We start from the raw sequence: 16,901 nt of genomic DNA, 5'->3' as shown, positions 1-16,901 counted from the left end.
TCACCTTCTCGCCTTGCGGCGCTTGATGGTTGGGCTGGGACGCACCGCCCAGCGGTAGGCGCCCTTCTCGCCAACCGAGGGTGGGGCGACGACGTAGCCACCGATGCCCCGGTAGTCGATGCCGGGGCGCACCTTCGTGAGGTTGCCGTCGCCGGTGGGCTCGATGTACAGGTGCGTTCCGCTGGCCTGCGTGGTGGCGACCCCGTGTATGGGCGGCACGGAGTCGCTGTCGCGCAGTGCGTCCCAGCTCCAGGTTCCATCGGGTCGGTCAATGTCGATGACGTCGAAGCGGTGCCCGGTGGCGAGTCCGACGTTGGCCGTGGGCCACCTGACCCACCACTGGCGGATTGTGGCGGGGTCGGTGGTGGCGTCCTTGAACCCGTTGGCCGTCAGCGGGGTCTTCCCGCCGGTCTGGCACGGGAACACCGGCCAGTCCCATTCGGCGTAGGCCAGTGCGGCTTCGAGCAGCCGGGGCGCTCGCGCGTCCAGCTCCTCGATCTCCGCGGCGATCTTGCCGGCCCGATCATGGTGCGAGTCGGAGGCGGCTGCCACGAACTTCCGGAGCAACCGTTGGGTGTAGTTCGGGCGCTCCTCGCAGCGCGGGTGTGCCAGCTGTTCCTCGCCGCCCTTGTAGACCTTCATGGCCTCGCCGCAGGTGCCGCAGGTCGACCAGTAGTGGAGGGTCACAGGTGCTCCTTGATGTAGCTCACGACGGCCTCGTAGCTGGGCGGGTCGGCCGCGTCGTTCAGCTCCGCGAGTCTCTTCTGCTGCACGAGGTCGAGGCCCACGGACTCGCCGATGTCCTGCCGCAGCAGGCCCAGCCCCGAGAAGGTGTCCGTCTCGCCGTGCCGCCACAGGGACGAGCCGAGCTGGTCGTCGCACTTGCCACGCCAGGCCTCCGGCTTGATCAGGTCGGCTAGCACCCCGAGGCAGCAGAAGCTATCGCCGCCGTCCGCCCTGGTTTCGCGTAGTGCGCCCGTCCCTGGCCTGTACCGGCCCGACTCCAGGGCCTCGATCCAGTGGTTCTTGATGCCCTCGTCCATCACAGGTGCTCCTTGATGTAGGGGATGACGCGGTCGTAGCCGGGCGTGCGCCCAGGCGGCTCGCCTACGCCGTCGTTGAGACTGGCCAGGTACTCTTGATCCGACCGATCCAGTTCGATCGACTCGGCGAGCGCGTCATCGATCCACATCGAGTTGTCGCAGCGGTGAAAGATTTGGCCGTACGAGCCTCGGTTCCCCCAGCCCTCCGGGTCCAGCAGATCGGCCAGCACCCCGAGGCAGCAGTGCGTCTCCCGGCCGTCCACGACCTTGCGCAGGGCGCCGAACCCCGGCTCGTACTGGCCGGACTCCAGCGCCGAGATCCAGCGCTCCTTGACTTCCTGATCCATGATCACTCCTTGAATTTCTGATGGGGGGGAAAGGGCGGTCTGTGCCCTCAGTCCTCGTCGTCGTCGTACAGGTGGGCAAACGCCTTCTCGGCCAGCTCGTAGATCACCGGGCCGAAGGCGAAGGCGAGCGCGGCGAGTACCGCGATCACGAACCAGGCCCAGAAGATGAACACCATTGCCGCTCCTACAGGTAGAACACTCCGAGCCAGAAGCTCTTAATCCGCAAGCGAAAGCCGATCATCTTGTGGTCCACGCGGATGGGCTGGACCTCCACGCTCCGGTGGTCGGCGGGGTAGGTTGCCCTGCCCGTCAGCCACGACACGGTGCGCAGCTTCGAGCATTTCGTGATCAGCACGGCTCCTCCTTGCACACCGGACAGCCGTCCGTGTCGTGGTTCTCGCGCTCCCGCTGGACCACCTGCGTGTGCACGTTGCGGACCATCTCGGCCCACTGCTTGTGCATCAGGCCCTCGACTGCCTCGCGGTCGAACGTGGTCATGTCATCGCCTCCCATCTGCAGCACTGGCAGATGAAGACGTCTGCCTCGTCGTCGTGTTCGATGTAGATGCGCGCGCAGCGCTCGCACTCGGTTTCCATGTCAGAGCGTCGCCACCAGATCGAGGGCGATCTTCTCCATTGCCGTGTGGACCAGCACCGCATCCTGTTGGTTCACAGCGGGATTGACCTGCATCACGGTTTGCGTGTGGTAGAGCTGCACCTTGTCGAGGATCGTTTCTCTCAAGATCCCCGCCGCGATCCGCTCGGCGTCGTCGAGGTTCATGCTTGGTTCCTCTCGCACGGTCGGCAGACGTACTCGCACGCCGCTGGCACCCACATGGCCGCCTCCGCCCGCAACTTCAATTCGGTTTCGTAGGCCGTGCTCCCCGCTTGGACCCACGCCCGAAACGACTTGGACTTAGGCACCTTCCGCCCGCAGGTGGGGCAGGCTCGGGTGCGCCGTTCGATGTGCACAACGCTGCCGGTTCGGTAGCCGGGCCAGCTCATAGCCGGACCTTCACCATGTCGGCGCCGACGAGCACCGACATGGTGCGGTTGGTGTTGACCTCGTGCCAGAGCCATTCCCCGCCCTCCGGCAGGATCACGGGGAAGCACCCCAGCTGGGAGGCGAACCGCTCCAACTTGAGGGTCAGCGCGCCGGTCGTGACCACCGCGTTGGCCTTGGCTGGTGGGGCCTTGTCCTCGGAGAAGGTCACCACCGCCGGGGACAGCACCTCGGTCAGAGCCTTACGGAGGCGGGCGTTGTGCGTGTAGCACAGGATGGTTGGGCAACTCTTCGGGTAGCTCATTCGCCCGCCTCCTCCAGCTCCTTCAGCCATGCGTCCACCTCAGACCGCGCGTACAGAACGCGGTTGCCGATCCTGAATCCACGCGGCCCGAACCCGATGTGCCGCCAGCGCAAGACCGTCTTGCGCGACGTCCGCGTGAGCGCGGCAAGCTCCTCGGTCGTGAGGTAGTCGCTCATGGCGTCAGAACGGCGTTTCTTCCTTGCTCGCCAGGTACTTCCGGGCGAGCTTCTTGTCCTCTTCGGTGGGCGTGGCCAGCTGCCACGGTGCGTTCTGGCCGGGCTTCTTCTCGCCCAGGCCGAACCGCCCGAGGTTGGGCTTGCCGGTACCGCAGTTCTTCCGCAGCTGACCGGTGAAGACCTTCCCGAACAGCAGCGAGTTTTCGTACTCCACCGGGGCGTCCGGGCCGTCGAGCACGACCACGTCCCCGCGCACCGCCGGGCCGGTGCCCGCCTTCGTGGTGAAGTTCGGGTCGTACTCGTTCGGGGTGATCAGCAGCAGTCGGCCCTCGTTGTCAGCGTTGACGAACAGCGAGCCCGCCCCTGGCGGATCGAATGCGTCGTCGTCCCAAGGCTCAGTTGCCATGATCGTTCTCCTCTTCCTCGGTTTCCATCAGGAGGTTTTGGGCGACCCACCACTGCGGGAACTCGCCCCCGGTACGCATGCGGTGGTCCCACAGCGTGTAGAAGTCATCGCCCTTTTCGACCAAGGTGTACCTCTCGGCCAGTTCCGGGGGTCCGCATCGGACGAGTCGATCGCCGAGCTTCAGGCTCTCGAACTGCTGCCGCGACAGGTTCACGAAATCCCGATCAGTCGGTGCAGGCATCGCTATTGGTTCTCCTTGTTTTCGGTGTTCCAGCACAGAAGTGCTCGGCTCTGAGTGGCCGCCAGGTGCGGTGCCGGTTGAACATCAACAGGCACCATCCGAGCGGCTTGTCCCGCCACTCCCATACGCGGTAGCGCCATTCGGGAGCGTTGAGATCTATCGTTATGGGCAGGTTTTCAATATCGAGATAGCGGCGGAGCCCTAGCTCGTCGAGGAATGTGTCAACCTCTGCACCGCAGCCCCACTTGCATTCAATGCGTTTACACGCGTGGGTACCTTGGGTGGTCAACTACGGTGTCGGTCCGTCATCCATGCCGAACATCCGCTGAATCCGCTCGGCCAACATCTGGAAGGTGTCCGGCCCCGGTGCACCCGACATCGCGGCGCGCAGTGTCGCTACCACCATCGCCTTCCCGGCAACCTCGGGGTTCGACTCGTTGAGATTCATCGCCTGCCACAGCACCGGGTCGAGTAGCACGTGCGCCTGCGTGTGCCGTAGGAACTCGTCGCTGATGTCTTCGAGCTGGATTTGCTTGGTCACTGCAGCTCCTTCTTTCGCTGCGCGCAGCGGGCTTTCAGTTCAGGGGTGGCGTGGCCGTCGACCTGCGCCTCGGAGTACAGGGCGTAGAGCGCATCTACGTTGTTCGCTTCTTCGATCTCGGCGAGGTAGTCCCGTGCGGGCTGCGCCTCGTACGGCCGGTACCAGGACCGCTCCTTGCGCCACTCGCGCACGGAGTTGGCCACCAGGACCGCGTCCCATCCCTTGCGGAGGTCGATCCACCGCAGTTCGCAGTAGCCCTTGCCCGCTGGCAGGTGCGCGACGATCCCCCAGTCCTGGTTGACGTCGGCGGGCCACGGGGTGCGTGCGTTGACGCTGAAGTCGTAGGGCGTCGACCGGCTGTACATCGCCAGCTGCATTGCGATCTTCATTGCGCCGAAGTCGACGTTCCCGGTCTTGACGTCGAGGATGTACAGCTCGCCCCGGTAGGCCGACACCCGGTCGGGCGTGCCCCCCACCTTCAGCTCGTCGTTCACCACGAACTGCTCAATCGCCACGTGCTCCAGCTCGCGCGTGGCCCGGACGTAGGCGTCAATGTCCCGCTGCGCCGACTCCGGGAGCGCCGGAAGCGGCAGGCCCCGGTCGTACCGCTCGGTGAGCGCGTGCAGTGCGGTACCGGTGGTGGCCTTGGCTCCGGCCTTGGCCGAGTCCTTGGCCTCGTTGCAGATGCGGTTGAGCTGGTTCTTGTCCTCGGCGTGCGAGACGACGGCCAGCAGCAGGTGGGCGTTGCCCGGGTCGGCGAGCCCGACGGCCACCATCCGCTTTTCCCACTGCGTGAGGTTGTACTTGTCCTCAAGGCAGTCAACGAACGTGGTGCACCGGGTGTAGGGCGTGGGCTTGTCCCCGCCCGGGGGGACCACCTTCGGCCGGTCGTACCGATCGCGGGGGATCTGGTCCACCGTGGGCAGCGGGTCGGCGGGGACGTCGAAGGCGTCAGCCACGGTCGGCCCGCACGAGCTTCCGGTGGCGGGGCGCATTCGGGTTGTCGGCCCGCACCACCCACTCCGCACCGCACGTGGGACAGCGCCACACGCTGCCCTTGCCGATGTCGCAGCCCTCTTCGTGCAGGAACTCCGGCTTGTCGCAGTAGTGCTCTAGCGTCTTCTTGATCCACGGCATGGCGAACTCCTTTGATCAGTGGGCATTCCAAGCAAGAAGGGGCCAGGGGCGGGAATGGTTAGAACCGCGCCCGATCTGCCGCTAGCGCGCTCCCGCCCCTCGTTACTGGGCAGTCAGCCCCTCGGGTCCGTAGCACCAGGCGTAGGGCTTGCCTACCGGCGCGTCCCGGTGCCTGGTGAAACCACCTGCGGGCAGGAGTCGGGCTCTCTGCCCACAGGCGGGGCACTTGGCGAACTCCTCGGAGTCCGGCCGCGCCGGTTGCGACGCGTGCGTGGTGCGGCGGTAGTAGTGGTAGCTGTCACCAGAGATCAGCCGGGGCATGATTGCTCCAGAAGTCCTCGATGTCGGGTGCGTGCACGACGCCTTGGTGGTCCCCGCCGGGGAAGCGCTCGGCCTGCGCGGCGTACTCGCGCGCCAGCTGCTCCCGCTCGGCGATGTTCAGGTGGTGTTGCTCAAGCCATTCGAAGGCGTAACGCCTTGCCACGATGGGACTTCCGCAGATCATGACCGCCACACCTCCGCTTCGAGCTGGTCGGCCAGCTCATAGCAGTTGTCCACGCGCTGCATGAGATCCATGTAGCTCGACTTGAAGGTGGCCGCGTCGGTTACCGGCTGCTTCCTCGCCCACTCGCGGACCAGGAACTCGGCGTGGTTCCGCAGCGCCTTTGCTGCGTCGGTCTTGGCGGCCATCACGGATCACCCGCATCCCACTTCTCCAGCAACAGGAGACCCCTGTTGGTCAGGCTGACTTCTTGGCCGTTGAGATCGAGTAGTGCGCCGTCGATGTCGATGGCGTCGACCAGCCACAGCTCGTGCAGGGCGCGGTTCCACTCGGCGGACATCTTCAGGAACCCGCGCCGGGCGTAGCCGATGGCGGACGAGCGGATGCCGTTGTGGAAAACCACGCGGCCCAGGTGGACGTCCACCAGCGCGGCGGAGCGCTCGGCGGTGCACGTGATCATGTCTCCGCCCTCATCAGCAGGAAATGATCGACCTCGGCCTTGTACAGCTGGGCCAGCGCGTAGAGCAGCCGGGGGGAGGCGTTCCGGGTCCCACTTTCGATATTGCGCAGGTGCGCCGCGCTCACCGGGAGGTGAAAATCGGTTTCAAGCTTGGCGACCACGTCGCTTACGCCCAGCCCGCGCCGGAATCTTGCGATCTTGAGGGCCGAACCGTTGGTGAGCTGCTGCCTGCGAGTTGTCGTCCTAGGTGTGTTGTAGGTCATGCCACTAAAACTAGGCGCCTACAACGTGGAAAGCAAAGGACCTTAGTCCCATATTGGGCGCGGGTTAGATCGTGAGTGTCGGGATGTTTTCCCAGTTCAAAGCGGATACGGACACTTTATGACCACTTCCTAATGCACCTAAGAGCGCCTAGTTGCATCAAATCGCGTCTTTGATCTGCTACCCTTGACTTTTAGGTAACGCCACTCGGACAACTGAGTAGGATCTAGACAGTGTCTATGATCGACCTGACCAGGTACCACTCCCCGAGCGGAGAGTCTGGTCCTGAACTGCTAGCACGTGCGATCGAGGTTCGACGAACCGAGCTGGGCCTCAACCGCAAGGACATCAGCGCGCGCGGCGGGCCCACTCACCAGACGGTCTTCGAGCTGGAACGCTCCAAGAAGAACCGAGTGTCCGCCCGGACCCTGCGGAATCTTGAAACGGCGCTCATGTTTCAACCAGGCACGCTGGTCGACGATGTTCTTGTTGGCCGCCAGCCACTTTATGATCAACCCGCCGCCGCGCGGGAAACCGGCGAGCACCTGCCGCCGATCCGCCGGGCGGTCAGCGCCGCGCAGGACAAGGCACGCGTCGAGGACGCGCTCTACAGCCTGTTGCTCACGATGGGGCGCGAGTACGGGCGGGGGTTGGTTATGGAGATCACCGCGCGTGCCATGCAGGATCTGGCGTCCGAGGGCGAACGGCACCCGGAAGGGTGATGCGACATAGTCCGGGGCCAGCACAAAATGGAGTCAAGAAGCTAACCAATTGCACCTAGTTCTGGCGGCCCGCAATGACCAATAGATCTCGCCGCTCGGTACTCACCGTCGCGGCGATCATCTGCACGATTGCTTACCTCCTGGGGTCCATCCACCCCGCCATGTTCACCGACCAGTGGGATGGCCCGCTTCTCGTGCTGATCGTGGTGCTGTGGATCTGGGTTCTCAACGAAAACATTCACCATCACGTGGCAACTGAGATCCAACTCCGCATCGATCGGCTTCAGGACGAGATGGCCGAGACCAACACGGAGTTAGCCGATCAGATCCAGAAACGGTTCGACGAGATCGACATTCTTCGATCGGTCGTCAAGCGGATCGGCAGCCAGGCGTCCGCCAACGAGCGGCGCTTGATCGAAATACAAGAAGAGCGCGACGATGTGACCGAGTGATCCGAGTGATGCTCGCCCGCGCTACCTGGGGCACGACTGTCGGCCCGGCCGGATCAACGGCTGGGCCTTTCTGATCTCTAGTGATCCTTCTCAGTCCGCATTCAGTCCGCACGACGGTGAAAACCGATGGGCTCCGATGGGGTTCGTTGGGCTACTAGCCACGCAGGTCAGCGGCATGATCAGCAGGGTTCCCGCAGGTCACGAGCTAGGCATGGGCAGAAGGACTACATCTTCGCCTTCGCCCTGGCGCCCTCCACCGACTCCTGCACCCCCACCTGGGACGGCAAGATCGGACAGGAGGTCGCCACCGACACCGCCGTGAAGGCCAAGGCCGACGCGGTGCGCGCCGCGGGCGGCAACATCTCGGTGTCCTTCGGCGGCTACAACGGCATCGAGCTGGCCACCGCCTGCGCCGACGCCACCGCGCTGGCCGACGCCTACCAGCAGGTCATCGACAAGTACGAGCTGACGCACATCGACCTCGACATCGAGGGCGACGACCTCGGCGACGTACCCACCGAGACCAAGCGCTTCGAAGCCATCAAGATGCTCAAGGAGCGCAACCCCGACCTGCACGTCACGCTGACGCTGCCGATGACCACCGTCGGGCTCAACGAGGCGGGCAAGGCCGAGATCCAGCGCGCCAAGGACATGGGCGCCGAGATCGACCTGTTCAAGATCATGGACTTCGACTACGGCGGCCCCGGTCAGGACATGGCCAACAGCGCCATCTCGGTCGCCGAGGCGTTCCACGAGCAGCTGCGCGAGCTGCACCCCGAGTTCGACGACGCCGCCGCCTACGCGCGCACCGGCGTGATCCTCATGAACGGTCACACCGATCAGCCCTCGGAGCTGTTCACCCCGGACACCTTCCGCGCGCTGCTGGACTACGCCGAGCAGAAGCAGATCGGCCGGCTCTCCTACTGGGCGCTCAACCGCGACCGCGTCTGCACGCAGCCCGGCGGCTGGACCGACGGCAAGTGCAGCAGCGTCGAGCAGCAGCCCTACGAGTTCACCAAGATCATCGCCGAGTTCCAGTGATCCCCCGGAGTATCACCATGCGAATCCCCCGAAAGCTCGTCACCGCCCTCGTGGCCGGCTCGATGCTGCCGCTGGCCGCGGGCTCCGCCCTCGCCCAACAGGCCCCGGCCGAGATCAAGACCGCGCCCTACATCGACGTGATGCAGGACGAGCCCACCCTGGCCGAGGTCGCCAAGGCCACCGGGCAGCAGCACTTCACACTCGCGTTCGTGCTCGGCAGCGCCGCCGGCTGCACCCCGATGTGGGGCGGCGAGCGGGCGGTCGACGACCCGGCCATCAAGGGCCAGATCGACGAGCTGCGCGGCATGGGCGGCGACGTCATCGTCGCCACCGGCGGCGCGATGGGCCCGTACCTGGAGAGCGTCTGCGGCACCGCCGACGAGCTGCTGGGCGCCTACAAGGCGATCCTCGACGCGACCGGCGCCAACCACCTCGACGTCGACGTCGAGGCGACCATCCCGCACGACGTCGTCAACGAGGCGCTGGCCAAGCTGCAGGCCGAGCGCGGCACGAAGGTCAGCTACACGCTGCGGGTGCAGGCCGACGACACCGGCCTGGACCCCTACTCGCTGCAGGTGCTGCAGAGCGCAGCCGCCCACGGCGTCGACGTGCTGGTCAACCCGATGGCGATGGAGTTCGGCTCCAGCAAGCCGTGGGGTGAGGCGGTCATCGCGGCCGCCGAGAGCACGCTGCGGCAGATGAAGGAGATCTGGCCGAACCTCAGCGACGCCGACCTCAAGGCCCGGCTGGGCGTGACGCCGATGATCGGCCGCAACTTCAACGGCAACATCTTCACCCAGGACCACGCGCGCCAGCTGCTGGACTGGGCCAACGCCAACGGGATCGGCCTGCTGTCGTTCTGGTCGGCCGGCCGCGACAACGGCGGTTGCCCGGGCGGCGCGGTGTCGCCGACCTGCAGCAGCATCGAGCAGCAGCCCTTCGAGTTCACCACCATCTTCAAGGGTTTCGGAGCCTGATCGACCGCGGCGCCGGCGGCCTCGCGGGTCGCCGGCACCGTCCTGCACTCAGGACGACAGGCACTCGTAGGTGGTGCGCACGTAGTCGCGGGTCTTGGCGGCCCCGACGAGCTCGGCGGCCATCTTGTTCATCGTGTACGCCACGGTCATCCGCCGGTCCAGGTCGTTGACCACCACCGCGCCCCCGTGCCCGACCCACCAGCAGATCCGCCCGGACGGCGTGGGCATGAGCTCCGGGGTCGGCAGCGCGTAGCCCATGCCGAACGGGATGCGGTGGCCCAGAACCCGGTCCGGCGCATCGGATTGGACCTCGAAGATCCGCTCGATCACCTCCGGCGAGAGGTAGCGCCGGCCGTCGATCGTGCCGCCGTGCGAGACCACCGATTGCAGGCGCGCGACCGAGCGCGCGTTGCCCTGGCCGTTGAACCCTCCCAGTTCGGCGCCGAGGAACTCCCGCGTGGTGGTCACCTTCATCGAGAACAGCGGGTTGAGCAGCGCCCGCTGACCGAATTCGGCGAGCTCGGGAGCGTGCGGCGGCGACTTGAGCACCGCCACCCGCGGGTCCACCGACTCCGGTGCGCCGAGCCAGTAATCGGCACCCAGCGGTTCGGCGAAGTCGGTGCGCAGCACGGTTCCGGCGGAGCGCCCGGCCGCCCGCTGCACGAGCTCGCCGACCAGGTGGCCGTGGCTGATCGCCTGGTAGCCCGAGCCCTCCCCCGGCTCGAACCACGGCTTCTGCGCGGCCAGCAGCGCCGCGGCCCTGCGCGTGTCGTAGAGGTCGGCGACCGTCATCTTCTCGTCCCAGCCCGGAAGCCCGCTGGTGTGCCCGAGAACGTGCCTGACCAGCACCTGCGACTTGCCCTCCGCGGCGAACTCGGGCCAGTAGCGGGCCACCGGGGCGTCCAGGTCGAGATCACCGGAGTCGGCGAGGCCGAGCGCGACGAGCGCGAGCATCGTCTTGGTCACCGAGAACGTGTTGACCAGCGTGTCGCGCTCCCACGGGGTGCCCTCCCGGGCTTCGCCGCCCCAGATGTCGACCACCGTCTCGCCGTCCTGCACCACGCAGATCGAGACCCCGCGCTCCACCCCCTCGCTGAGCCGGCGTTCCAGCAGGTCGCGCAGCGGCGCGAAGCGGGGCGTGCAGTGGCCGTTCATCGAGTGGCTCGCTTCCTGCCGGCGGCGACCTCGCGGTGGAGGTCGCGGACGTATCGGGCGAAGTCGAGTTGGATGGTATGCCGGGGTGAGTCGTAGAACTGCCGCAGGTGCTTTCGCTCGTCGTGCGCCATGATCCGGCGCATCTCCGCCGCGCCGGGCAGCCGGTACTCACCGGTCAGGTGCGCTGCGATGAGCTTGCTCTGCTGCTCGGCGAGGTTGACGATCGTCGGCGACGCCTGCGCGAGCCCGGCGAAGTAGAGGTTGTCGACACCGGGCTTGAAGATCCGCTTGAACAGCGGGAACCGGTGCTCGCTGTCGGGCTGCAGCTCCGGGTCGCCGAAGAACGGGAAGCTCATGTTGTAGCCGGTGGCGAACACGATCACGTCGGCTTCGATCCGGGTCCCGTCGGTGCAGCGGACCGCCGAACCGTCCAGCCGCTCGATGCCGGGAACGCAGGTCAGGTCGCCGGAGCCGGCCTTGGCCAGGAAGTCGATGCTCACCGACGGGTGCGCCGACAGCGGCTCGTGGTCGGGTTCGGGCAGACCGTAGTCCCGCATCGCGCCGACGTTGCTCTTGATGGCCTTGCGCGCCAGGCGCAGGGCCAGCGGCTTGGGCATCCACGGCGGCATCATCAGCTTGTCGGCCGGCTTGCCGCCCCGGTACTTCGGCAGCACCCACACCCCGCGACGTGCCGAGACCCAGACGTGCTCGGCGATGGAGCGGTGCGAGAGCTCCGAGGCGATGTCCAGCGCGGAGTTGCCCATGCCCACCACCACGACCCGCTTGCCGCGCATGTCCACCGGGGAGAACGGGCTGCGGTAGGAGTGGCTGTGCAGCATCGTTCCGTCGAACTCGCCCGGGTACTGCGGGGTTCGCGGGTCCCAGTGGTGGCCGTTGGCGACCACCAGGGCGTCGTACTCGCGCGTCTCGCCGCTGCTCAGCCGGACCTCCCAGCGCCCGTCCGCGGTGCGCTGGGCCGCATCGACCCGGGTGTTGAAGGTGATGGTCTCGCGCAGGCCGAAGTGCTCGACGTAGTCCCGGAAGTACTGGTAGATCAGGGTGTGATGCGGGAAGTCCGGCCAGTCCTCGGTCGCCGGGAAGTCCTCGAACTGCAGGCGGGTGGTCGAGGTGTCGATGTGCAGCGACTCGTAACAGGCCGAGCGGCCGTTGGGGTTGTCGAAGTACCAGTTCCCGCCGACGTCGTCGGACTCCTCGAAGCAGTCGTAGCGAACTCCGGCGTCGCGCAACCGCTTGGCCGTGGTGAAACCGGAGCAACCGGCACCGATGATGCAGACCACCGGATCGGAACTCATCGGCAACCTCCTCGTCGCGATGCGATCGCCGATCGACTCTGCCATTTCACTGACGCAGTGTCTAGTGAGTGTTCAGCGGTATGGTCGGTCTCGTGACCGACGCCCAGCGCCCCACCCTGCGCCAGCAGCAGAAGCAGCGGACTCGCACCGCGCTGCTGGAGGCGGCGCGACGGCAGTTCGTCGAACGCGGCTACGCGGCGGTCACCATCGACGACATCACCACCGATGTCGGGTGCAGTCGCGCCACCTTCTACCTGCACTTCAGCGGGAAACCCGACGTCCTGCGGCGGATCGGCGCCGAAACGGCGCAGCAACGCGCGGTTTCGGTCTACGCCGAGCTGGACGCGGTGCTGGCCACCGGTTCGCGCGCCGAGTTCACCGAGTGGTTGCGCCGCGCCGTGGACTGGTTCGAGAAGAACCGGGACATCCTGCCGGTGTGGGACGAGGCCGTGACCCTGGAACCCTCGTTCCGGCCGATCGCGGCCGAGGCCGTGGCCGAGCTGCCCGCGGCGATGCCCCGGCACCTGCAGCGGTGGGGCGAGGACCGCCGCGACGAGGCAAGGCTCCGCGTCGGCCTGCTGGTGACGCAGCTGGAGCGATTCTTCACCCGCTGGGCCGTGCAGGGCACTCTGGACACCGCCGACACCGATCCAGCGGTGACGCTCACCGACATCTGGTACCCGGCCCTGCTGCCACCCGAAGCGCGTCACCCCTCAGTGGGCGACTGAAATGGGTTTCACATCAATCGCTTTCGCTGAGTGATCAACTCGACCACCCCATCTAGCGACTCGATTTCGCTCGCATTTTCGAGCGCAGCCATGCCATCATTTAGCACATGAGTTCGACAGCCATGAACCCCGCGCTCCCCAGCTCGCCCCACTCCGCAGGACCGTCCACAGTGGCCGACAGGAGGTTCCAGATGCGCTCGGCAGGACTGCTTTCGCCCAACCCGACACACCTGACCCGGCAGAGTCCGGACGAACCCACCGGATCGCGAGGCCCACCGCCCAGCACCGGATGACCACCGGCCACCGGTCGAGTGCCCCAACGCGCCTGCGGCGCTTGCTGTTTGACAACTGCAGGGGGGCAATGGCGGGGCCGGGTGGCCCCGCGGGGGCCGCCGCGGGTCCCCACCCCCCCCGCGCGGCCACCGCAGCAGCGACCCTCATCTCGCGTGTGGACCGAACCGAAAACGGCTCGCGCCACGTGTTGACCCGTCCCCGCAACGGAAGAGCCCCCATGCCGATCCCCGCCCCCGACTTCGACACGATCTTCGTCGACGGTTCACGCCACACCCTGCGCAACGGCGAAGGCGCCACCGTCCGGCTGCACCGGGAAACCTCGCTGTGGATGTCCCACCGGCAAGGTCCATGCGGGCGAGCCGTTCATGTTCGGCTCGTCCGAGAACGGGGCGTTCGTGCAGGAAGTCCCGCCCGGCACCTACCCGGTGGTGCTCGCCGAGGCCCGCTTCGGCGAACCGGACCAACCGAGCTGGTACCAGACCGTGGCCGTGATCAAGATCGCGGTCCGCGACGAGCCGGTCGCCACGTGGGAGATGGCGGTCATCGAGGGGCAGGACGCCTCGACACTGGACGGGGACTCGTTCTTCAGCTACCCGGTCGACGGCGGGACCGGGGGATTCGTCGACGAGGGGAACCTCTCGTACTGCGACGACGAGGACTACGTCGACCGCGTCCTGGAGCGCCTCGAAGAAGACGGCGACAACGAGATCGGGCGGTTCACCGACGACGAGGACCGCACGGTGGTCGTCGTGTGCCACTCCGGCGGCGGAGACGGGCACTACCCGACCTGGGTCGGTCGCAACGCCGACGGTGAGATCGCCTGCTTCGTCACGGACTTCTTCATCCTGACCGACGAAGACGATGACGACGGCGACCACGACCCGGAGGACGTGCCGGACTACGAGCCGGGCGACTACGCGACCGGCCACGAGACTGACCCACCAGGACGACGGGAACCTGGTGCTCTACAGCAACGAGGGCCGCGGTACGGGTCGCTGCAAGCTCCTGGACGGCGGCGATCTCGTCCTCTACGACCGGCGCGGCCGGGTCGTGTGGTCCACGGGCACCGACGGCGACCCGGGCGCCACCCTCGCCGTCGACGACGACGGCATCGAGCTGCGCAACAGCGAGGGCACCGTGGTGTGGAGCGTCCGCACCACCCCGGGCGCGGAACTGTCGGAGATGTCGGAACTGTCGGCTGCCACCGCGGCGATCGCCCCGGTCGCCGCGACGATGGCGCAGCCGATGGTGCCGTGCGCGGCGGCCGAGATGACCGCAGCGGTACCGGCAGTCCCCGCGGAGAACCCGGTACCTGCGGAGGAACCCGAGAGCTGATGCGAGCGATCCGCCGGCGATCAGTCCCGGCTGGCGACCGGCTGCGGTTTCGAGTCCTCCTCGTCGACCTTGTCCTCCCCGCGACGGCGGAAGAACTGGAACCCGGGGATGCCCGCGATCGCCCGGCGGACGTCGTAGGTGACCTCCAGCAGCTCGTGGATCTCCGGGCCGACGCGGTCGAGGGTGCGCAGGATCGGCAGGATGTCGGTGAGGACGTGCTCGGTGAGCTGCGGCAATTCGTCGACCAGCCGGATCGCGGCGTCGACCTCGGCTTCGGAGAGCTCGTCGACGAACCGGTCCAGCAGCGGTGCGGCCTTCTTCGCCGTCGGCGCGTAGACGGCGAGCAGTTCATCGGCTCCAGCGGACGTGCGCCGGGCTTCCTCAACGGTTTTGGCGGCGTCGTCGCACACGCCGCTGGCGCGCCCGACGACCGCTTCGGCCAGCGCGGAGACCCGACCGGCGTCGGCCACGACCGGTGCCGCCGAGACCGCGACCGCTCGCGCGTCCTGGATCGTGTCCTCCGCTTCCAGAACCGTGTTGTTGGCCCGCTGGATTACCTCCTCGACCTGGTCCACCACGATCGAGATTCGGCCGACCAGCTTCTCCGCGTCACCGATGAGGCCGAGAACACGAGCCGGAGCGGTGGCCACGGCGGTGGCCGATTCGGTGGCCCAGCCCACCGTGGACTTCGCGAGGCCGACTACGTCAGAGGGCGTGGGTACGCGGAACAGCATGGCCTCCACTGTGCACACCGATCGATCGCGACGCCACCACTAGATCACGTCCGCGCGGTCGCTCGTGCCGCCGGAGAGGAACATCGCCACCTCGCCGCCCTGCTCGACCAGGTCCGCGCGTTCCCGGGGTGACAGCGGGCGCAACGGCGTGACGCTCACCGCCTCCTCGGCGAACTTCCAGGTTCCGGCGACACGTCCGTCCACCAGCACGACGCGTTCACCGGCCACCGACAGACCGCGGTGTTCAAGGTCGACGATCCGGCTGCGATCGTCGTAGCCGAGGATGGCGTTGTCGAACGCGGGCAGGAAGCGCACCGGAGCGGGCTCGTCCGGATCGGGGCGCGGCGCGCCCGGCAGGTCCAGCAGCTCGCGCCCGCGCTCGTCGCGGAAGGACACGAGCTCGTCGCGCACCGCCTTGACCGCGCCGGGCAGCGCCGCCAGTCCCGACCAAGCACGGATGTCAGCGGTGGCGGCCGGCCCGTACGCCGCGAGGTAGCGACGCACCAACTCCTGACCGGCCTCGTCGTCCGGGGACTCGGGATCGACCTCGCGGCCCAGCCAGGAGGACACCGGCAGGTAGCGGGCCGCACCCCCGGTCCGCCACAGCCCGCGCGGCGGCACCTGCACCATCGGGATCAGCGCCCCCACCAGCGCCTCCCCCAGCGCGCGCGGGCTCCGGCCGGGCCAGCGGTGCGCGAGCGCCTTCGCGAGCTCGGCCTGCGAGTGCGGCTCGTCCCCGGCCAGCACCTCCCGGCCGGCCTCCGCGAGCTCGTCGAGATCGACCTCGTCCAGCTCGCTCCGGTAGACCCCGAGAACCCGTCGCAGCAGCATCTTGTCGTGGCGCGAACGCCAGGACAGCACGTCCTCGGCGGCCATCAGGTGGATGGTGCGGCGCATCAGGTGGGTCCGCACCACCCGCCGCCTGCTCAGCAGGTCCGAGAGCTCGGCCGGGTCGAACGCGCGCAGCCGGGACCAGAGGCCGACGAACGGTTCCTGCGGTTCCTGGGCTTGCATGCCGCACAGGTGCGCGACGACGTCCCGAGGTGCGAGGTCGGTCGGGCGCAGCAGGAACTGGCGGGCCAGGCTCGCTCGGTTGAGCGCCCGGTTGTCGAGAACCGCCATGCCGCTCAGGTGGTCGTCTGGCCGTCGATGGACTCGCGGATGATGTCCGCGTGCCCGGCGTGCTGCGCCGTCTCGGAGATCACGTGCAGCAGCACGCGGCGCGCGCTGAGCTCGGTACCGGGTTCGTTCCAGGGAGCCTCGGGCACCGCGTGGGAGGTCAGCAGGTCGGGCAGCGCGGTGACGATCTCCTCGGTGCGCGCGGCCACCTGCTGGTAGCGCCCCACGATGTTGTCGAGGGTGTCGCCGGGCAGCATCTGGAAGTCGTTGAGCCGGTCGACCATCCACTGCGGGTACTCGCGCGCGGTGCCCGCCTCGATGTCGGCCCAGGTGACGCCGTCGGGCAGCGCGAAGGACATGGCCGAGGAGCCTTCGAGCACGAACCGCAGCCACGCGTGCTCGGTGCTGGCGACGTGCTTGACGATGCCTCCCAGGCACAGCTCGCTCTTGGTCGGGCGTTCGCCCAGCTGTTCGTCGCTGAGCCCCCGCACGGTGTTGAGGAGTTGTGCGCGCACGGTCGCGAGCTCGGCGAGCAGGTCGCGCTTTTCGATGTCGAGTGCGTTCTCCGTCGTAGTCATGAGTGCAGGTTGCCACCAGTAGCGGTCAGGTTG

Annotated in this window: 30 protein-coding genes and 1 pseudogene; 7 read left to right on the top strand and 24 right to left on the bottom strand. The window is 67.4% G+C overall.

Annotated elements, in window-relative coordinates:
- From R4I43_RS08190 to R4I43_RS08100, 19 genes are all read right to left on the bottom strand, one after another.
- Entirely contained in the window at nucleotides 1–687 is a 687-nt protein-coding gene (locus R4I43_RS08190; protein ID WP_324264935.1) for a bifunctional DNA primase/polymerase, read from the bottom strand.
- The gene (locus tag R4I43_RS08185; RefSeq protein WP_324264934.1) at nucleotides 684–1,043 is read right to left on the bottom strand and encodes a hypothetical protein; all 360 of its coding nucleotides are present in this window, start codon (nucleotides 1,041–1,043) and stop codon (nucleotides 684–686) included. The genes R4I43_RS08190 and R4I43_RS08185 overlap by 4 nt, the downstream gene beginning before the upstream one ends.
- Nucleotides 1,043–1,390 (bottom strand): hypothetical protein, encoded by a 348-nt coding sequence (locus R4I43_RS08180; protein ID WP_324264933.1) that lies wholly within the window; start codon nucleotides 1,388–1,390, stop codon nucleotides 1,043–1,045. The genes R4I43_RS08185 and R4I43_RS08180 overlap by 1 nt, the downstream gene beginning before the upstream one ends.
- Before the next feature lie 47 nt (nucleotides 1,391–1,437).
- Nucleotides 1,438–1,566 carry a hypothetical protein gene (locus R4I43_RS08175; protein ID WP_324264932.1) on the bottom strand — a complete coding sequence of 43 codons (129 nt, stop codon included), beginning with the start codon at nucleotides 1,564–1,566 and terminating at the stop codon, nucleotides 1,438–1,440.
- An 8-nt stretch (nucleotides 1,567–1,574) separates the two neighbouring features.
- Nucleotides 1,575–1,745, bottom strand: a complete 171-nt coding sequence (locus R4I43_RS08170) for a hypothetical protein (RefSeq protein WP_324264931.1) — start codon at nucleotides 1,743–1,745, stop codon at nucleotides 1,575–1,577.
- The gene (locus R4I43_RS08165; protein ID WP_324264930.1) at nucleotides 1,739–1,888 is read right to left on the bottom strand and encodes a hypothetical protein; all 150 of its coding nucleotides are present in this window, start codon (nucleotides 1,886–1,888) and stop codon (nucleotides 1,739–1,741) included. Before R4I43_RS08165 ends, R4I43_RS08170 begins: the two co-directional genes overlap by 7 nt.
- Nucleotides 1,889–1,987: 99 nt before the next feature.
- Complete coding sequence (locus R4I43_RS08160; protein ID WP_324264929.1) at nucleotides 1,988–2,170, bottom strand: hypothetical protein; 183 nt, start codon at nucleotides 2,168–2,170, stop codon at nucleotides 1,988–1,990.
- Between the two features lie 220 nt (nucleotides 2,171–2,390).
- Nucleotides 2,391–2,696, bottom strand: a complete 306-nt coding sequence (locus tag R4I43_RS08155; RefSeq protein ID WP_324264928.1) for a hypothetical protein — start codon at nucleotides 2,694–2,696, stop codon at nucleotides 2,391–2,393.
- Entirely contained in the window at nucleotides 2,693–2,872 is a 180-nt protein-coding gene (locus R4I43_RS08150) for a helix-turn-helix transcriptional regulator (protein ID WP_324264927.1), read from the bottom strand. Before R4I43_RS08150 ends, R4I43_RS08155 begins: the two co-directional genes overlap by 4 nt.
- A 4-nt stretch (nucleotides 2,873–2,876) precedes the next feature.
- Nucleotides 2,877–3,278 (bottom strand): hypothetical protein, encoded by a 402-nt coding sequence (locus R4I43_RS08145; protein WP_324264926.1) that lies wholly within the window; start codon nucleotides 3,276–3,278, stop codon nucleotides 2,877–2,879.
- A complete protein-coding gene (locus R4I43_RS08140) occupies nucleotides 3,268–3,519 on the bottom strand; it encodes a hypothetical protein (protein ID WP_324264925.1) in 252 nt (83 codons plus the stop codon). Before R4I43_RS08140 ends, R4I43_RS08145 begins: the two co-directional genes overlap by 11 nt.
- Nucleotides 3,520–3,808: 289 nt before the next feature.
- Nucleotides 3,809–4,060 carry a hypothetical protein gene (locus tag R4I43_RS08135; RefSeq protein WP_324264924.1) on the bottom strand — a complete coding sequence of 84 codons (252 nt, stop codon included), beginning with the start codon at nucleotides 4,058–4,060 and terminating at the stop codon, nucleotides 3,809–3,811.
- On the bottom strand, nucleotides 4,057–5,019 hold the full coding sequence (locus tag R4I43_RS08130; protein ID WP_324264923.1) for a PD-(D/E)XK nuclease family protein: 963 nt from the start codon (nucleotides 5,017–5,019) through the stop codon (nucleotides 4,057–4,059). The genes R4I43_RS08135 and R4I43_RS08130 overlap by 4 nt, the downstream gene beginning before the upstream one ends.
- A complete protein-coding gene (locus tag R4I43_RS08125) occupies nucleotides 5,012–5,197 on the bottom strand; it encodes a hypothetical protein (protein WP_324264922.1) in 186 nt (61 codons plus the stop codon). The genes R4I43_RS08130 and R4I43_RS08125 overlap by 8 nt, the downstream gene beginning before the upstream one ends.
- 102 nt (nucleotides 5,198–5,299) lie before the next feature.
- Complete coding sequence (locus tag R4I43_RS08120) at nucleotides 5,300–5,518, bottom strand: hypothetical protein (protein ID WP_324264921.1); 219 nt, start codon at nucleotides 5,516–5,518, stop codon at nucleotides 5,300–5,302.
- Nucleotides 5,496–5,681, bottom strand: a complete 186-nt coding sequence (locus tag R4I43_RS08115; RefSeq protein WP_324264920.1) for a hypothetical protein — start codon at nucleotides 5,679–5,681, stop codon at nucleotides 5,496–5,498. Before R4I43_RS08115 ends, R4I43_RS08120 begins: the two co-directional genes overlap by 23 nt.
- 17 nt (nucleotides 5,682–5,698) lie before the next feature.
- The gene (locus R4I43_RS08110; RefSeq protein WP_324264919.1) at nucleotides 5,699–5,887 is read right to left on the bottom strand and encodes a hypothetical protein; all 189 of its coding nucleotides are present in this window, start codon (nucleotides 5,885–5,887) and stop codon (nucleotides 5,699–5,701) included.
- A complete protein-coding gene (locus R4I43_RS08105; RefSeq protein WP_324264918.1) occupies nucleotides 5,887–6,159 on the bottom strand; it encodes a hypothetical protein in 273 nt (90 codons plus the stop codon). The genes R4I43_RS08110 and R4I43_RS08105 overlap by 1 nt, the downstream gene beginning before the upstream one ends.
- Complete coding sequence (locus R4I43_RS08100) at nucleotides 6,156–6,422, bottom strand: helix-turn-helix domain-containing protein (RefSeq protein ID WP_324264917.1); 267 nt, start codon at nucleotides 6,420–6,422, stop codon at nucleotides 6,156–6,158. The genes R4I43_RS08105 and R4I43_RS08100 overlap by 4 nt, the downstream gene beginning before the upstream one ends.
- Nucleotides 6,423–6,659: 237 nt before the next feature.
- On the opposite strand from R4I43_RS08100, the gene R4I43_RS08095 reads away from it, so the two are divergent.
- From R4I43_RS08095 to R4I43_RS08080, 4 genes are all read left to right on the top strand, one after another.
- On the top strand, nucleotides 6,660–7,142 hold the full coding sequence (locus tag R4I43_RS08095) for a hypothetical protein (RefSeq protein ID WP_324264916.1): 483 nt from the start codon (nucleotides 6,660–6,662) through the stop codon (nucleotides 7,140–7,142).
- Nucleotides 7,143–7,303: 161 nt separating this feature from the next.
- Nucleotides 7,304–7,594 (top strand): hypothetical protein, encoded by a 291-nt coding sequence (locus R4I43_RS08090; protein WP_324264915.1) that lies wholly within the window; start codon nucleotides 7,304–7,306, stop codon nucleotides 7,592–7,594.
- Nucleotides 7,595–7,720: 126 nt separating this feature from the next.
- Complete coding sequence (locus R4I43_RS08085; protein ID WP_324264914.1) at nucleotides 7,721–8,635, top strand: chitinase; 915 nt, start codon at nucleotides 7,721–7,723, stop codon at nucleotides 8,633–8,635.
- Nucleotides 8,636–8,652: 17 nt separating this feature from the next.
- The gene (locus tag R4I43_RS08080) at nucleotides 8,653–9,612 is read left to right on the top strand and encodes a chitinase (RefSeq protein WP_324264913.1); all 960 of its coding nucleotides are present in this window, start codon (nucleotides 8,653–8,655) and stop codon (nucleotides 9,610–9,612) included.
- A 48-nt stretch (nucleotides 9,613–9,660) separates the two neighbouring features.
- On the opposite strand, the gene R4I43_RS08075 is transcribed toward R4I43_RS08080, so the two are convergent.
- Both R4I43_RS08075 and R4I43_RS08070 read right to left on the bottom strand, forming a co-directional pair.
- Entirely contained in the window at nucleotides 9,661–10,767 is a 1,107-nt protein-coding gene (locus R4I43_RS08075; protein ID WP_324264912.1) for a serine hydrolase domain-containing protein, read from the bottom strand.
- Entirely contained in the window at nucleotides 10,764–12,080 is a 1,317-nt protein-coding gene (locus R4I43_RS08070) for a flavin-containing monooxygenase (protein ID WP_324264911.1), read from the bottom strand. The genes R4I43_RS08075 and R4I43_RS08070 overlap by 4 nt, the downstream gene beginning before the upstream one ends.
- A 92-nt stretch (nucleotides 12,081–12,172) precedes the next feature.
- On the opposite strand from R4I43_RS08070, the gene R4I43_RS08065 reads away from it, so the two are divergent.
- From R4I43_RS08065 to R4I43_RS08055, 3 genes and pseudogenes are all read left to right on the top strand, one after another.
- Nucleotides 12,173–12,808, top strand: a complete 636-nt coding sequence (locus R4I43_RS08065) for a TetR/AcrR family transcriptional regulator (protein ID WP_324264910.1) — start codon at nucleotides 12,173–12,175, stop codon at nucleotides 12,806–12,808.
- Nucleotides 12,809–13,467: 659 nt separating this feature from the next.
- Nucleotides 13,468–13,875, top strand: a pseudogene (locus R4I43_RS34290) (DUF4241 domain-containing protein); the annotation flags it as partial.
- A gap of 187 nt (nucleotides 13,876–14,062) precedes the next feature.
- On the top strand, nucleotides 14,063–14,437 hold the full coding sequence (locus R4I43_RS08055; RefSeq protein ID WP_324264908.1) for a hypothetical protein: 375 nt from the start codon (nucleotides 14,063–14,065) through the stop codon (nucleotides 14,435–14,437).
- A gap of 20 nt (nucleotides 14,438–14,457) precedes the next feature.
- Here R4I43_RS08055 and R4I43_RS08050 read toward each other — a convergent pair whose 3' ends face one another.
- From R4I43_RS08050 to R4I43_RS08040, 3 genes are read right to left on the bottom strand one after another with little or no spacing between them, the layout of a single operon-like run.
- Nucleotides 14,458–15,171 carry a hypothetical protein gene (locus R4I43_RS08050; protein WP_324264907.1) on the bottom strand — a complete coding sequence of 238 codons (714 nt, stop codon included), beginning with the start codon at nucleotides 15,169–15,171 and terminating at the stop codon, nucleotides 14,458–14,460.
- A gap of 39 nt (nucleotides 15,172–15,210) precedes the next feature.
- Nucleotides 15,211–16,293 (bottom strand): winged helix DNA-binding domain-containing protein, encoded by a 1,083-nt coding sequence (locus tag R4I43_RS08045; protein WP_324264906.1) that lies wholly within the window; start codon nucleotides 16,291–16,293, stop codon nucleotides 15,211–15,213.
- A gap of 5 nt (nucleotides 16,294–16,298) precedes the next feature.
- Entirely contained in the window at nucleotides 16,299–16,868 is a 570-nt protein-coding gene (locus tag R4I43_RS08040; RefSeq protein WP_324264905.1) for a DinB family protein, read from the bottom strand.
- Nucleotides 16,869–16,901 lie beyond the last annotated feature (33 nt).

This window comes from Saccharopolyspora mangrovi, from assembly GCF_035320975.1.
GTDB classification, from domain to species: domain Bacteria; phylum Actinomycetota; class Actinomycetes; order Mycobacteriales; family Pseudonocardiaceae; genus Saccharopolyspora; species Saccharopolyspora mangrovi.
Note: the sequence above shows the minus strand (reverse complement) of the source record. Positions and strands in the feature narration are given on the sequence as shown.

Coding starts and splice junctions, on each gene's coding strand:
- R4I43_RS08090 (WP_324264915.1), top strand. CDS start 7,304: ATGTTCACCGACCAGTGGGATGGCCCGCTTCTCGTGCTGATCGTGGTG.
- R4I43_RS08160 (WP_324264929.1), bottom strand. CDS start 2,170: ATGAACCTCGACGACGCCGAGCGGATCGCGGCGGGGATCTTGAGAGAA.
- R4I43_RS08080 (WP_324264913.1), top strand. CDS start 8,653: ATGCGAATCCCCCGAAAGCTCGTCACCGCCCTCGTGGCCGGCTCGATG.
- R4I43_RS08085 (WP_324264914.1), top strand. CDS start 7,721: ATGGGCTCCGATGGGGTTCGTTGGGCTACTAGCCACGCAGGTCAGCGG.
- R4I43_RS08100 (WP_324264917.1), bottom strand. CDS start 6,422: ATGACCTACAACACACCTAGGACGACAACTCGCAGGCAGCAGCTCACC.
- R4I43_RS08165 (WP_324264930.1), bottom strand. CDS start 1,888: ATGACCACGTTCGACCGCGAGGCAGTCGAGGGCCTGATGCACAAGCAG.
- R4I43_RS08110 (WP_324264919.1), bottom strand. CDS start 5,887: ATGGCCGCCAAGACCGACGCAGCAAAGGCGCTGCGGAACCACGCCGAG.
- R4I43_RS08075 (WP_324264912.1), bottom strand. CDS start 10,767: ATGAACGGCCACTGCACGCCCCGCTTCGCGCCGCTGCGCGACCTGCTG.
- R4I43_RS08155 (WP_324264928.1), bottom strand. CDS start 2,696: ATGAGCTACCCGAAGAGTTGCCCAACCATCCTGTGCTACACGCACAAC.
- R4I43_RS08045 (WP_324264906.1), bottom strand. CDS start 16,293: ATGGCGGTTCTCGACAACCGGGCGCTCAACCGAGCGAGCCTGGCCCGC.
- R4I43_RS08105 (WP_324264918.1), bottom strand. CDS start 6,159: ATGATCACGTGCACCGCCGAGCGCTCCGCCGCGCTGGTGGACGTCCAC.
- R4I43_RS08125 (WP_324264922.1), bottom strand. CDS start 5,197: ATGCCGTGGATCAAGAAGACGCTAGAGCACTACTGCGACAAGCCGGAG.
- R4I43_RS08145 (WP_324264926.1), bottom strand. CDS start 3,278: ATGGCAACTGAGCCTTGGGACGACGACGCATTCGATCCGCCAGGGGCG.
- R4I43_RS08050 (WP_324264907.1), bottom strand. CDS start 15,171: ATGCTGTTCCGCGTACCCACGCCCTCTGACGTAGTCGGCCTCGCGAAG.
- R4I43_RS08180 (WP_324264933.1), bottom strand. CDS start 1,390: ATGGATCAGGAAGTCAAGGAGCGCTGGATCTCGGCGCTGGAGTCCGGC.
- R4I43_RS08150 (WP_324264927.1), bottom strand. CDS start 2,872: ATGAGCGACTACCTCACGACCGAGGAGCTTGCCGCGCTCACGCGGACG.
- R4I43_RS08120 (WP_324264921.1), bottom strand. CDS start 5,518: ATGCCCCGGCTGATCTCTGGTGACAGCTACCACTACTACCGCCGCACC.
- R4I43_RS08140 (WP_324264925.1), bottom strand. CDS start 3,519: ATGCCTGCACCGACTGATCGGGATTTCGTGAACCTGTCGCGGCAGCAG.
- R4I43_RS08040 (WP_324264905.1), bottom strand. CDS start 16,868: ATGACTACGACGGAGAACGCACTCGACATCGAAAAGCGCGACCTGCTC.
- R4I43_RS08185 (WP_324264934.1), bottom strand. CDS start 1,043: ATGGACGAGGGCATCAAGAACCACTGGATCGAGGCCCTGGAGTCGGGC.
- R4I43_RS08095 (WP_324264916.1), top strand. CDS start 6,660: ATGATCGACCTGACCAGGTACCACTCCCCGAGCGGAGAGTCTGGTCCT.
- R4I43_RS08175 (WP_324264932.1), bottom strand. CDS start 1,566: ATGGTGTTCATCTTCTGGGCCTGGTTCGTGATCGCGGTACTCGCCGCG.
- R4I43_RS08070 (WP_324264911.1), bottom strand. CDS start 12,080: ATGAGTTCCGATCCGGTGGTCTGCATCATCGGTGCCGGTTGCTCCGGT.